Source organism: Gluconobacter japonicus (genome assembly GCF_002723975.1).
GTDB lineage: Bacteria > Pseudomonadota > Alphaproteobacteria > Acetobacterales > Acetobacteraceae > Gluconobacter > Gluconobacter japonicus.
On record NZ_BEWO01000010.1, the window covers coordinates 47025 to 59832 of the forward strand.

At 56.6% G+C, this 12808-nt stretch carries 13 protein-coding genes and 2 riboswitches; of the genes, 8 read left to right on the forward strand and 5 right to left on the reverse strand.

Features of this window, described 5'->3' with window-relative positions; genetic code table 11:
• Positions 1-11 precede the first annotated feature (11 nt).
• From GJA01_RS08565 to cobT, 4 genes are all read right to left on the reverse strand, one after another.
• On the reverse strand, positions 12-728 hold the full coding sequence (locus tag GJA01_RS08565) for a CbtA family protein (protein WP_062505170.1): 717 nt from the start codon (positions 726-728) through the stop codon (positions 12-14).
• A gap of 15 nt (positions 729-743) precedes the next feature.
• On the reverse strand, positions 744-962 hold the full coding sequence (locus tag GJA01_RS08570; RefSeq protein WP_062505168.1) for a CbtB domain-containing protein: 219 nt from the start codon (positions 960-962) through the stop codon (positions 744-746).
• A gap of 35 nt (positions 963-997) precedes the next feature.
• Positions 998-1135, reverse strand: a riboswitch (cobalamin riboswitch).
• On the reverse strand, positions 1132-1899 hold the full coding sequence (gene cobS / locus GJA01_RS08575) for an adenosylcobinamide-GDP ribazoletransferase (protein ID WP_062505166.1): 768 nt from the start codon (positions 1897-1899) through the stop codon (positions 1132-1134). (Overlaps the previous riboswitch by 4 nt.)
• Complete coding sequence (gene cobT, locus GJA01_RS08580) at positions 1896-2957, reverse strand: nicotinate-nucleotide--dimethylbenzimidazole phosphoribosyltransferase (protein ID WP_062505164.1); 1062 nt, start codon at positions 2955-2957, stop codon at positions 1896-1898. The genes cobS and cobT overlap by 4 nt, the downstream gene beginning before the upstream one ends.
• A gap of 60 nt (positions 2958-3017) precedes the next feature.
• Between cobT and cobU the strand changes: the two genes are divergently transcribed.
• The 8 genes from cobU to cobJ all read left to right on the forward strand — a co-directional run bounded on the left by cobU (position 3018) and on the right by cobJ (position 12047).
• Entirely contained in the window at positions 3018-3548 is a 531-nt protein-coding gene (gene cobU, locus GJA01_RS08585) for a bifunctional adenosylcobinamide kinase/adenosylcobinamide-phosphate guanylyltransferase (protein ID WP_010503292.1), read from the forward strand.
• Between the two features lie 37 nt (positions 3549-3585).
• A riboswitch (cobalamin riboswitch) is annotated at positions 3586-3819 on the forward strand.
• Between the two features lie 120 nt (positions 3820-3939).
• The gene (locus GJA01_RS08590; RefSeq protein ID WP_010503290.1) at positions 3940-4332 is read left to right on the forward strand and encodes a DUF1636 family protein; all 393 of its coding nucleotides are present in this window, start codon (positions 3940-3942) and stop codon (positions 4330-4332) included.
• Positions 4329-5381 carry a cobalamin biosynthesis protein CobW gene (gene cobW / locus GJA01_RS08595; protein WP_061930120.1) on the forward strand — a complete coding sequence of 351 codons (1053 nt, stop codon included), beginning with the start codon at positions 4329-4331 and terminating at the stop codon, positions 5379-5381. Before GJA01_RS08590 ends, cobW begins: the two co-directional genes overlap by 4 nt.
• A gap of 7 nt (positions 5382-5388) precedes the next feature.
• Positions 5389-8757, forward strand: coding sequence for a cobaltochelatase subunit CobN (gene cobN, locus GJA01_RS08600; protein ID WP_062505162.1), 3369 nt, complete (start codon positions 5389-5391; stop codon positions 8755-8757).
• A complete protein-coding gene (gene cobG / locus GJA01_RS08605; RefSeq protein WP_062505160.1) occupies positions 8754-9938 on the forward strand; it encodes a precorrin-3B synthase in 1185 nt (394 codons plus the stop codon). The genes cobN and cobG overlap by 4 nt, the downstream gene beginning before the upstream one ends.
• Entirely contained in the window at positions 9935-10576 is a 642-nt protein-coding gene (locus GJA01_RS08610; RefSeq protein WP_062505158.1) for a precorrin-8X methylmutase, read from the forward strand. The genes cobG and GJA01_RS08610 overlap by 4 nt, the downstream gene beginning before the upstream one ends.
• The gene (locus GJA01_RS08615; protein ID WP_062505156.1) at positions 10573-11298 is read left to right on the forward strand and encodes a precorrin-2 C(20)-methyltransferase; all 726 of its coding nucleotides are present in this window, start codon (positions 10573-10575) and stop codon (positions 11296-11298) included. The genes GJA01_RS08610 and GJA01_RS08615 overlap by 4 nt, the downstream gene beginning before the upstream one ends.
• Positions 11295-12047, forward strand: coding sequence for a precorrin-3B C(17)-methyltransferase (cobJ, locus tag GJA01_RS08620; RefSeq protein ID WP_062505154.1), 753 nt, complete (start codon positions 11295-11297; stop codon positions 12045-12047). The genes GJA01_RS08615 and cobJ overlap by 4 nt, the downstream gene beginning before the upstream one ends.
• Here cobJ and GJA01_RS08625 read toward each other — a convergent pair.
• Positions 12020-12781, reverse strand: a complete 762-nt coding sequence (locus GJA01_RS08625) for a cobalt-precorrin-6A reductase (protein WP_010503282.1) — start codon at positions 12779-12781, stop codon at positions 12020-12022. The genes cobJ and GJA01_RS08625 overlap by 28 nt on opposite strands.
• Between the last annotated feature and the right edge of the window lie 27 nt (positions 12782-12808).

Here is a 12808-nt window from a genome sequence, read left to right on the forward strand (position 1 = left end):
TTCCGAACTTTTCAGTCGACTTGTTTCTGAAGGATGCGAGCCGCCAGCGGACCAAAAAGTAATCCGAGCGTAATCCACAGAACGGCCTGCATTCCAAGCGCCGCTTCACGAAACCGCCAGAGAACCGTCGCAGGAAAATCCGTAGGCACTTCATCAATATCAGGCATTCCAGCTTGAGCTGCCACGATAAGGCTGATGAACACTGCAATGGTCACAAGTATGCCATTCCATTGACCAAGGCGCCGGATAAGAGGTCGGCTGGTCATGAAAGCGGCGGTGGCTGCACAGAGCGAAAGAAGGATCATCCCGAAATAGGTTTCAGTTCGGAGCGTGATCGTTTCAGGTAAACCTACGGCAGGAGGGTTGGGAGGATATTTCAGATCCGGGACAAGCACAAAAATTACGAAGGCAGCGGTTGCCAGCAGGGCTGAAAGTGCGCGTGGCGAAAAGCGCCCTACGCGGCCGTAGGCAAATGCGAAAACCGTTGCGAAAATCCCGCCATACGCTGCACCGTACATGACAGCAGCCGTTAGAAGCCCAAAGGACGCCTGTACGGATCGGCTGACCAGTTCAGGTTCGGGCAGCTCCCCAGAAGCAAGATCTTTAGCACTTTCGAAAGCGATGGCCAGATTGACCTGAGGCTCCCCAAAGATACGAGCGAACAGAAATGCGAGAAAAGCAGCAGCAACCCCGGCCATCATGCCACGGGTCAGAAGGCGACCAGCCATGTTTAAGACCTGCCGTTAGTGGCAGGGGAAGCCAAGCAGATGACGGCCATCATGAACGAATTCATGCACTTCGTGGCCTGAGATCAGGGATGTTGCACCCTGTTCTGCGCCTACAAAGTAGAGCAGTATCAGGCTCAGTATGACTGTAAAAACAGCCCACGGCGCAAGAGCACGAACGGGAATAGCAATCGGTGCTGGGGTGCTGCTGGAAAGTGAGGAGAGGCTCTGGCTCATGATGGGCTCCGCAAGGAAAATGTGCGTTCTGCGGTGAAAACTGCTTCGGAAAAGGAGGTCTGACTCCGCATTGAGATGGCAAATGCGTTACAGTGGCGCGACCGCACCGGGTTTACACCGGTTTCCCCTTATTTTTCTGGTTATCAAAGTAATCTTCCACACAGGCGTGTCAACTGTTCCCTGTCGCAACGAGTGCTGTCAGCATAACACACTCCGTGATGCTGGCTGTGGCTCCCAGAACATCACCTGTATATCCGTTTAAAAACCGCTTTGCCGTAGCTCTTGAGACCGCTGCGACGCACAGAGACAATAGACACGTTAATACAGCGATACGGGATGAAACGCAGAGCACCGTGACACAAAACGCCGAGAACAGGCATCCCAGGACCTGATTCCGCGTCAACCTCTCCAATTGTCGTGCCAGGCCATTGTCCCGAGCGGGACGCAAAGTAAAAGGCAGAAGTGGCAGCACAGCTCTCGATAAGGTGCCTGTCAGGGCAAGAGCAGGAATGACCAGAATGATTGGTAATGCAGCAAGTGCTGTAACACGGATCAGAAGGCAGACCCCGAGTGCCAATGCTCCGTAACTTCCAATCCTGCTATCACGCATGATCTCCAGTCGTCGCTCTGCAGTATAACCGCCGCCACAGCCATCAGCTATATCGGCCAAACCATCTTCATGCAGGCCTCCTGTCAGAAGGATCTGTATTGCAATGCTCCAGACTGCCGCGACTGTAACCGGCACATGAACAGCGCATAGGCCCAGAAAAACAAGGCCGGTTAAAACACCTGTAAAAGCGCCAATAAGTGGCCAGCACCAGACCGACCGGGAGAGAGACCATTCCTCTCCCGTGACGCGCAGCCATCCCAAGGGAAGGCGCGTCAATAACCCGGCACCACAGGCAATATCTTCCCGAATGGTTCGCCAGAGTTTCATTCTGTTGAGGGCGCGGACTTCTGGGAAACAGAAGCTTCCGCGAATGTTGCCATGCCATTATGGCAGGCTATGGCGCCGCACAGAAGCGGAATGGCCAGACCTGATCCTGATGCTTCTCCCAGTCTCAGTCCGAAATCCAGAAGAGGTTCCAGCATGAGAGATGCAGCCAGGTTGCGGTGCCCCGCTTCTGCGGAGCAATGGGAAAGACGTGTATGATCAAGTGCTTCCGGGGCTATCTTCACAAGAGGAAGAATTGCCGCGGTACATACAAATCCATCGAGCAAGACGGGAATGCCATGATGGCGCGCGGCCAGAACGCTTCCCATGATAGCTGCCAGCTCGTATCCACCAAGGCGGCGGGCGACCTCTAATGGGTCGCTTAGAGTGGCCTTGTGAAGCATGATGGCCTCGTCAATGACCGCTGCTTTCAGCTTAAGCCCCTTATCGTCAAGTCCTGTCCCACGCCCGGCCCAGTCTTTGCCTGTTCCGCCCAGAAGAGCCGCGCATAGAGCGGCGGCGGGTGTTGTATTGCCAATTCCCATTTCACCGGGGCAAAACAAATCTGCGTCCTTTGGCACAGCTCTGTACCCAGTTGAAACAGCAGACAGAAAATCTTCTTCCGTCATTGCTGCGGTCTGTGAAAGGTCTTCCGTTGCCTGCAGGTTCTGAAGGCAAACCACGCTCAGATCAGCTCCGGCATTGCGGGCAAGCTGATTAATAGCCGCCCCACCATGCTCGAAGTTCGCAACCATCTGGCTTGTAACGTCCGAGGGCCAGGGGGAGACGCCACGCTGAACAACACCATGATTGCCCGCGAAAATTGTGATCTGGACTTTATCCAAAACAGGGCTGTCCGTGCCCTGCCATTCACCAAGCCAGAGCGCAAGTTCTTCAAGTCGCCCCAGGCTGCCGGGAGGTTTGGTCAGTAGGGCATCTCGTTGCCTGATGCGGTCTCCCCAGGCACGGTCTGGCTCAGGTAGCGACAGACAGGCCGTCCTGAGGTCCTTCATGCTGGGGAAAGAAATATCTGGAACAGAAAATGAAGCATCAGTCGGCATGAGGTGTCTTTTGTGCTGTTATCCGGGCACATGCAAGATAATGAGACGGGAGAAGACGTGATGCATTCGGATGGCCCAACAGGCCAGCGTCAAATTTCGCTTGTTCTGGGAGGGGCTCGATCCGGGAAAAGTGGCATTGCTGAAGCCCTTGTCACTAACCAGCCTGCTCCATGGATTTATCTGGCGACCGGTCGTGCCTACGACGAAGAAATGCACAGCAGGATCGCCTTACACCGTGCCAGTCGTGGGACCTTGGGATGGCAGACGATCGAAGAACCTTATGATATCGCGACCGTGCTTCGGAATGCAGGGCCGGAACCTGTTCTGGTCGATTGCCTCACACTCTGGCTGACCAATCTTATTCTGGATGAAAGAGATGTCAGCGCAGCGACAAAAGACCTGTTGTCCGCGCTCTCAGAGCGCGCGCATCAGACCGTTCTGGTGGGCAATGAAGTGGGACTGGGAATTGTTCCAGAGAATGCTTTGGCACGGCGTTTCCGGGATGAGGCGGGTCTTCTCCATCAGCGGATTGCTTCTATCGCGGACGAGGTGCTCTTCGTTGCGGCGGGGTTACCGCTGAAACTCAAGTAAGCGCTCTACAAGGCTTTTGACACTCCAGAATAGCAGCGATAGGAAAGAGGGTGATGGTTCCTCCGAAAGGAGGATGAAAAGGGAAGCCGGTGCGATCTTGTGGATCAAATCCGGCACTGCCCCCGCAACTGTGGACGGTTATCTGTCCTGCCAGCATGGCTTTTGGGTCATGCAGCCACTGGAAATACGTCCGGGAAGGTCTGGCAGGAGAGGAGGCGCTGAAAGCGTCTTGGCCGTAAGTCAGGAGACCTGCCATCGGAGCCAAGTGTCATGATCCGGCGGGGTGCCCGGACTGTGAGGGCGCGCCGTTGCGGTGCGTCCCCTCCGAACTCCGGAGGCCTTTTACTGCGCCTTTTGTCATGCCCGTCCGGGCTGCAAGAGAGACGAAACCATGGCAGAAACCCTGCCTCAGACCAGACCCGTCCTGCATGTCTGCGTAACATGCCGTCGTGGATTGCCACTGACTGACGATCCCGTTCAGGGGCGTCAGCTTTACGAGGCACTTGCCCGGCATGCCGAGAAAGACAATTTCAGTATCCAGCCTGTAGATTGCATGGCCACATGTAGTCGCGGCTGCGTCGCGGCTGTGTCGATGCCGGAAAAATGGACCTTGATCCTTGGGCAACTTGGTCCAGAGAAAATCGAGGACCTACGGACGTTCCTAGGCCTCTATCGAGCCTCAAAAACGGGAACAGTCATGCCGTCAAAGCGCCCGGCTTCTCTTTCTGATATGATCCTCGCTCGTCTGCCAGCGTCTCTTTCTGTCTCACAGGAACTTTCATGATGTCCCAGTCCATTTCAGGTATCGGCCGCAAAATTCCCGTTACGATTATCACAGGCTTCCTCGGTGCCGGAAAAACGACGCTTTTGCGCAATCTACTGGCGCAAGCGAACGGGCGCAGGATCGCTATTGTGGTCAACGAATTTGGTTCTCTTGGAATCGATGGAGAAATTCTGCGCTCCTGTGGCATCGAAAACTGTCCGGACGAAGATATTGTCGAACTGACAAATGGCTGCCTGTGCTGCACCGTTGCAGACGATTTCATTCCCACCATGCAGGCCCTGATTGATCGTCCTGATCCGCCGGAGCATATTGTCATCGAGACGTCCGGTCTTGCGCTCCCCAAGCCTCTTCTGAAAGCGTTCAGCTGGCCTGATATCCGTACACGCATGACGGTGGATGGCGTGATTACGCTGGTGGATGCACCTGCCGTAGCAGCAGGCCGTTTTGCCGATGATCCGGCTGCAGTAGCAGCCCAGCGGGCGGCTGATCCGTCTCTTGATCACGATAATCCTCTCGCTGAAGTCTATGAGGATCAGCTGAATGCGGCAGATCTGATCGTTCTCAACAAAACCGATCTTCTGGAAACCGTCGAGACGGATGCTGTCGAGGCAGCCATCATCAAGGCTGTCCCGCGTAAGGTCGTAACATTGCGGGCCGTTGAAGGACGTCTTGATCCGGCCGTTTTACTTGGAATTGGAGCCAGTGCGGAAGATGATCTTCAGGCACGACCGTCCAATCACGATGGAGCGGATGATCATGAACATGATGATTTTGAGAGCTTTGTTGTTGTCATGCCAGAGCAGGTCGGTGTTGATGCGGTCCTGAAGCGACTCAGTGACGTGGCGGGTACGTTCGATATCCTGAGAATGAAGGGTTTTGTGGCAGTACAGGGCAAGAAAATGCGCCTGGCTGTACAGGGCGTGGGAACACGCTTTCGTCATGAATTCGATGTGCCCTGGACAGACGGCACGCGTGACGGACGCTTGGTCGTGATCGGACAGACCGGTCTGGATCGCGCAGCCATCGAAGCCGCGTTACTGGGCGCCTGAGTTCGTCATGCATCTTCTTGTCCGCGAACGACATGGAATAGACGATCAGGACGTGGCCGAGGATCTCGACCACGCGCCAACGGACGTCGTGTTTCTGTCTTTTTCGGACAGTGATCTTCTGGCGCTGGAACAGGCCTACGAAAAGCTGAACGCCTCGTCCCAGGGGGGTGCTGGCTTCTCGCTGAGACTGGTCAATCTCTCGCGGCTCAGACATCCGATGTCTGTCGATCTGTATATCGAACAAACACTTTCTGAAGCGCACTGTGTTGTGGTGCGTCTTCTGGGGGGGATTGATTACTGGCGATATGGTGCGGAAGAAGTCAGAAACTCCTGTGCCAGAAAGTCCATTTCGCTAGCCTTGCTACCGGGAGATGCCCGTCAGGACGCAAGGCTGGAAGAATGGTCCAATGTTCATGCGGCCGATCATGAACGGCTCACGGGCTTTCTGAAAGAAGGAGGTCCGGACAACACCCGCCGCGCGCTGATTCTGATGGCACATCTTGCCGGATGTGGCGCAGATCTGGCTGGTATGCCGAAGCCTGTGCCATCTGCCGGGCTATATCGCGCCGGAAAGCCCAACCTCTCTTTGCGGGCAACGGTTGTTTTCTATCGCGCCCATCTTCTTGCCGCAGATACAGCGCCCATCGACTGTCTGGCAGATGCCTTGGAGAGGGCTGGTCTCTCGGCAGACGTGCTCTATGTTTCCTCTCTCAAAAATCCTGACGTCGCCGAATACCTGCGTCATCATCTGACCCAGTCACGCCCCGACATCATCCTGAATGCAACCTTCTTTTCTGCTCGAGGAGAGGGCGGATGTTCTCCACTGGACGACGCGGATGTGCCGGTCCTTCAGGTGTTGCAACCCAATTCAACCTGTCAGTCATGGGAAGAGAGCGGACGCGGCCTGTCTCAATCCGATCTCGCGATGCAGGTTGTTCTTCCCGAACTGGATGGGCGGCTTCTGGCAGGACCTATTTCGTTCAAGTCAGAAACGGCTCCCGGGGATGCAGCGAGGCATGATCCTTATCCGGCAGGCATATCGGCTGTTGTCGCCCAGGCAAATGCGTGGGCAAGACTGAGGAATCTGAAGCCCGAAAGCAGAAATCTGGCCTTGATCCTGTCTGACTATCCGGGCGCAGAGGGCCAGTCGGCTCACGCCGTTGGCCTGGATACGTTTGCCAGTCTCTGTGGGATTATGGAGGCACTGAAAGATGAAGGGTACAGTTGCGGGGGCGCTGAGAAATGGTCCAAGACCCAGTTTGTAAACTCGTTATGTAACAAGCCCGCCCAGCAGATTCTGAGCCTTCAGGAGTATCGGGAAGCGTTTAAAAGTCTGCCGGATCAGTTCCGGCAGTCTGTTCTGACCGCGTGGGGCGAGCCAGAGGACGACGCCGCTTTTCAGGACGATGGCTTCTGCCTGAAAGCCCTGAGACTTGGGCATATAGTCATCGCAGTCCAGCCTGATCGTGGCGCAGCACTGGACCGCAAGGCACAGTATCACGATCCTGATACGCCCCCGCGGCATGCCTATGTCGCGTTTCATCTCTGGCTGCGTCAGGTTTGCCAGATTGACGTGATGGTTCATCTTGGAACGCATGGCACCCTAGAGTGGCTGCCGGGAAAAGCCGTTGCACTGTCGCAAGGCTGTGCTCCTGCTGTTCTGCGGGGAGCATTGCCTGTTCTCTATCCTTTTATCGTCAATAATCCAGGGGAGGCTGCGGCTGCCAAGCGGCGTCTTGGTGCTGTCACCATCGGCCACATGACGCCACCTGTCATGAAGGCAGGGCTCGATGCTGGGATGGCCGAACTGGAGCAGTTGATTGACGAATTCGCGGAAGCCGACGGCCTGGACCGCCGACGGGGTGCCATCCTGCGGCGTGCCATTCTGGACCGTGCATCCGGAATGGGCTTGCTGGCAGAAAGCGGTGTAAAAGCGGGCGAGGGGGATGAAGCCGAGGCTCTGGCCCGTCTGGATGCCTATCTTTGTGATGTGAAAGATCTTCAGATCCGGGATGGGCTACATGTTTTCGGGAAAATTGCCCCTCATGCAGACAGGCTCGCGACGATGGTGTCTTCAGTCGCTCAGGCGCCAGCGGGCGAAATTGCCTCCTTGATTGAAGCCAGTGCTGACGCGGAAATGGCTTCACTGCTTGCTGGACTGGAAGGACGTTTTGTTCGACCTGGTCCTTCGGGCGCGCCGACCCGGGGGCGAGTAGATGTTCTTCCGACTGGTCGTAATCTGTTCACCATGGACCCTCGGGCCGTGCCAACGGCATCCGCTGTGGAATTGGCAAGAGCGCAGTCGCAGCAGATTCTTTTGCGACATCTTCAGGAAGAGGGCGAACCACTCCTGCGTATCGTGATGGATCTGTGGGGTTCTTCTACGCTCCGGACTGGTGGAGAGGATCTGGCACTAGCGCTTCTTCTGATGGGCGTTGAACCTCTCTGGGATGCGTCCAGTGGGCGTGTTTCCGGAATTGAGGTTACGCCAATCGCTGTTCTGGATCGGCCACGGGTAGACGTCACACTCAGAATTTCGGGTCTGTTCCGAGATGCTTTCCCCGGTCAGATTGCCTTGTTCGATCAGGCCGTTCAGGCCGTATCTGCCCGCGAGGAAGGGGAAGAGTGGAACCCTCTCGCCGCCAGTGTCCACGATCTTGAAGGAGAAGAGCGCAAAGCGGCAACAGCACGGATCTTCGGAGCCTCTCCGGGAACATACGGAACCGGTATTGAGGAAATGCTGGCAAGAGGAACGTGGGAGACGCGGTGTGAACTCGGTCAGTCCTATCTTGAAGGGAATGACTGGATGTATGGGGGGGGGCGTGACGGTACGCGGAATGCGGCAGCTTTGGCAGAAAAACTCAAACAGACGGATGCTATTCTGCATGTTCAGGACCATGCGGAAACCGATATTCTAGAGAGTCCTGACGTAGCCGCACATGAGGGTGGGCTTTTTGCCGCTGCTGAGATGCTTGGAGCAGATCCTGCCCTCTGGCATGGCGACACATCCCGTCCAGACGCACTACGTCTGCGCGATACTGAAGCTGAAGTTGCGCGGATCGTCCGGGGACGCCTGGCAAATCCGCGGTGGCTAGAGGGTATGCGGCGCCATGATTATCGTGGGGCAGCGGAAATGGCGCGCGGGCTGGATGCACTATGCGCCTTCGCGGCAACTGTGCCAATGCGGTTCGATCACCAGTTCGATCTTGTCTTTGCGGCTACACTTGGAGACGAGATCTGCGATACGTTCCTGGAACGCGCCAATCCGCAGGCGCGACATGCGATGCGAGAGCGCTTTCAGGGCATGATCCGTCGCGGCCTGTGGCATCCCCGAAGCAATAGCGTAACAGCGTTTCTGGCGGGGGAGCAGGGATGAGCGATACCTCTCTGGTCCGTGGCTGGTGTCCCGATCTTTTTGCGCCGATGAAGGCTCGCGACGGTTTTCTCGTGCGGATCAGACCTCCAATAGAGGGGCTTGATGCAAGGCAGGCGCGCGCGATAGCCGCAATCGCGTCTGAACATGGAAATGGTACAATCGAACTGACGAACCGGGGAAACCTGCAACTTCGTGGTTTCTCGCTGGACGGTGCTCATTTGGCCGGTAACATCGCAGTGGAATGCGGAATCGCTGACCCTAACCCGGCACGGGAGCGAAGACGGGCAGTTCTTGTTTCCCCCTTGGCTGAACATGATCCGGCCTGCCATCCTGATACACTTCTGGTCTCCAGAAGACTTCAGGCCGAGCTCCTGGCGCATGATCGGCTTGACAGCCTGAGTGGCAAGTTCGGGTGGGGTGTGGATGGCGGCGGTTTTGTGCCTCCAGGAGCCCTTTTCGCCGATATAGTTCTTCAGGCGCAGCAGGATGGGTGGGCCGTACGCTGTGGAAGCCTGACAACGGAGGTCCTGGACGAAGAACTGGCGGTCCAAAGGGTTGTAGCCCTCTCTGATGCGTTCGCCAGACAGCCAGACATCAGGCGTCCAGCCCATAATGATGGCGCCACAAAAGCCTTGTTGGAGACGGTAGGGTTCCGGAAATATCTTCCAACCGAACCTGTCCCTGTTTTCGTGCTTCCTGTGGGCAAACTTCCCGGACGCCGGGTCGGAATGGGGCTTCCACTCGGTAGGCTGCAGGCTGCTGACTTCAGTTTTCTGGCTGAACAGCTTGGAAAAGACCGTTTGCGTGTGACGCCATGGCGAGGTGTCATCATGCCTGAAAATACCACAAACCATCCAGGTTTTATCGTGGACGCTGCTGACCCGCGTCTTCGGATTGAAGCCTGCGTCGGTGTCTCAGGATGCGAAAGAGCAACAGGGGATGTTGCCGAAACTGCCCTGGCTCTGGCATCTGACGTCCCTTCTGGCTGTGTGCTGCATGTTTCAGGCTGCGTAAAAGGATGCGCTCATCCCGGCGCAGCAGATATGACGCTCATTGCCAGAAACGGACGATATGATGCTGTGCGCAATGGGTGCACGAAAGATACGGTCTCGTGGGCCGACAGGGACTTACCCGAAATCCGGGGCCTGCTATCCCGCGAACTGAAGGAGATACAGACTTGAGCGCCGGACCTTATTCTTACGACTATATCCGGGATGGCGCTGCCATTTACGCCCGATCCTTTGCGACCATTCGGGCCGAGGCGGACCTGTCTGCTTTCACACCCGAACAGGCACAGATTGTGGTTCGCATCATTCATGCCTGTGGGATGATTGATGTTACTGGTTCGGTCAGCATGACAGTCGATCTCGTGAGTGCTGCACGAAGCGCACTGAAGGCCGGGAAGCCCATTTTGTGTGATTCAGAGATGGTCGCACATGGTGTGACACGAGCACGGCTTCCAGCGAATAACACTGTAATCTGTACTCTGCGTGATCCCCGCACGCCGGGACTCGCACGGACCATTGGGAATACGCGCTCAGCCGCTGCTCTCGATCTGTGGGGAGACCAGCTTGAGGGAGCCGTTGTTGCAATCGGGAATGCCCCGACTGCCTTGTTCCATCTTCTGGAACTGATTGACGCGGGCGGCCCACGACCTGCAGCCATTATCGGTATGCCAGTAGGATTTGTTGGGTCCGCTGAATCCAAGGACGCTCTGGCTGAAAGACTAGACTTGCCGCATGTGATTGTTCGCGGGCGTCTGGGAGGAAGTGCAATGGCTGCGGCAGCCATCAATGCATTGGCCAGTGAAATCGAATGACAGACGCTACGGTCTATGTTGTGGGTGTGGGCCCGGGTGATCCGGAACTCATGACGCTCAAGGCGGCGAAGGTCATCGCCCAATCTCCCACAATCGCGTATTTCTGTCGGCATGACCGGATGGGCCATGCGCGCCGTATCGCGGATGCTCATATTGTGGAAGGGACGCGCGAATTGCGATTTGCGTATCCGTTTACCATAGAACGCCAGGTCAATGATCCGTCCTATCACCCTGATATGTCATCTTTCTATGATGACTGTGCGACCCGGATCGAAGCTGAAATCCAGCTTGGGCGAGACGTGGCGATCCTGTGCGAGGGAGATCCGTTTCTATACGGGTCTGCGATGTATCTGTTTGATCGTCTGAAAGCCGGTATTCCCTGTGAGGTCATTCCCGGCATCACGGGCATGAGTGGATGCTGGACGGAAGCCGCGCTTCCCATGACCCATGGTGACGATGTGTTGTGCGTCCTGCCTGCCACCATGCCGGAAGATGATCTGGCTCACTGGCTTGAAAAGGCGGATGCGGCCGTCGTGATGAAGCTTGGGCGCAATCTTCCCAAACTTGAGGCAGCTCTGAAACGCGCTGGCAGGATGCAGGATGCTGTCTACGTTGAGCGTGGAACGCAGGATGATGCCCGCGTCATGCCTCTGGCAGACATGTCCGAACCTGCGCCCTATTTTTCCCTTGCTCTCCTGCCAGGGCGCCGGGGTATCCGATGAGCCGCATTTTTGTCATCGGACTTGGGCCGGGTCATCCGGATCAGCAGACGCCAGAAGCGCGCAAAGCGCTATCTCTGGTAACAGACGTGATTGGCTACGGGCCTTACGTAGCCCGTCTTGAACTGCCCGAAACCGTTGTGCGTCATGCCTCTGACAACAGGGTGGAACTGGATCGTGCCCGACATGCTCTGGAACTTGCAGGGCAGGGACGCTGTGTTGCAATCGTTTCAGGCGGGGATGCCGGTGTCTTTGGTATGGCTAGCGCGCTGTTTGAGGCGATCGACCATGGATTGGAGCTATGGCGGACTACCGAGGTCACTGTCGTTCCCGGCGTGTCAGCCGTCCTCGCGGCGGCGGCCCGGATCGGTGCGCCTTTGGGAGGCGATTTTTGTGTCATGTCCCTGTCGGACAATCTCAAACCATGGGATGTTGTTTGCCGCAGATTAAGGCTGGCAGCAGAAGCCGGATTTGTGATTGCGCTATACAATCCGCGGTCCAAAGCGAGGCCATGGCAGCTTGGTGAGGCGCTGGATATTCTCCGAACCTGTCTGCCGGGTACGGTGCCAGTTGCGTTTGCCCGCGCCATTGGACGTCCCGATGAACGCCTCACGCTCACGGATCTGACGAATGCTGATCCAGAGTGCGTTGATATGAGCACGCTTGTTCTCATTGGCAGTGAACTGACCCGGAAGATTGAGAGGCCTCAGGGAGACGCCTGGCTCTACACGTCCCGGTCAGTTCCAGCATGACGATGCTTTTGCAGCCAGAGAAGTGCCTCATCGACGGTCGAAGCAGTCTCTGCCAATGGCAATATCGGACGATCAATCATGATAACCGGCAACCCAAGGTTTCGGGCTGCAGCAAGCTTGGCGGACGTCGCCTCGGAGCCCGCATTTTTCGTGACCAGCACCTCAATGGCATGATTTTTCATGAGGGCCATTTCACTGGCAACGGTAAATGGCGGGCGAGCCAGGAGAAGCATCACATTCTGCGGCAGGGACGACGGTTCAGGCGCGTCAATGCTACGCAGGACGTAATGATGTTGAGAGGCGCGTTGAAACGGGCCGAGATCCTTCCGACCCGTCGTCAAAAAGACGGTCTGGGGAGCATCTCCAAGCGCTGCCGCGGCTTCATCAATGCCCGAAACATGCGTCCATTGATCTCCCTCGACTTCCGTCCAGACTGGGCGGTCTATCCGAAGCAAGGGAACACCGCTGCGGGCACAGGCCATCGCAGCATGGCGGCTCATCTGGGCTGCAAAAGGATGCGTGGCATCCACAACGGCTCCCACGCCCTGGTCCCGCAGGAAAACACGCAGGCCGTGCGCTCCACCAAATCCACCAATTCGCACCGAAACAGTTGGCAAAACCGGATTTTTCGTTACCCCGGCGAGGGAGAAAACGGTGTTATACCCTTCGTCCGTACTAAGCCTGTGAGCCAGTTGGCTGGCTTGGGTAGTGCCCCCAAGGATCAGAACACGCATAGAATTGGTCCCTCTGCCGGAGGAGGC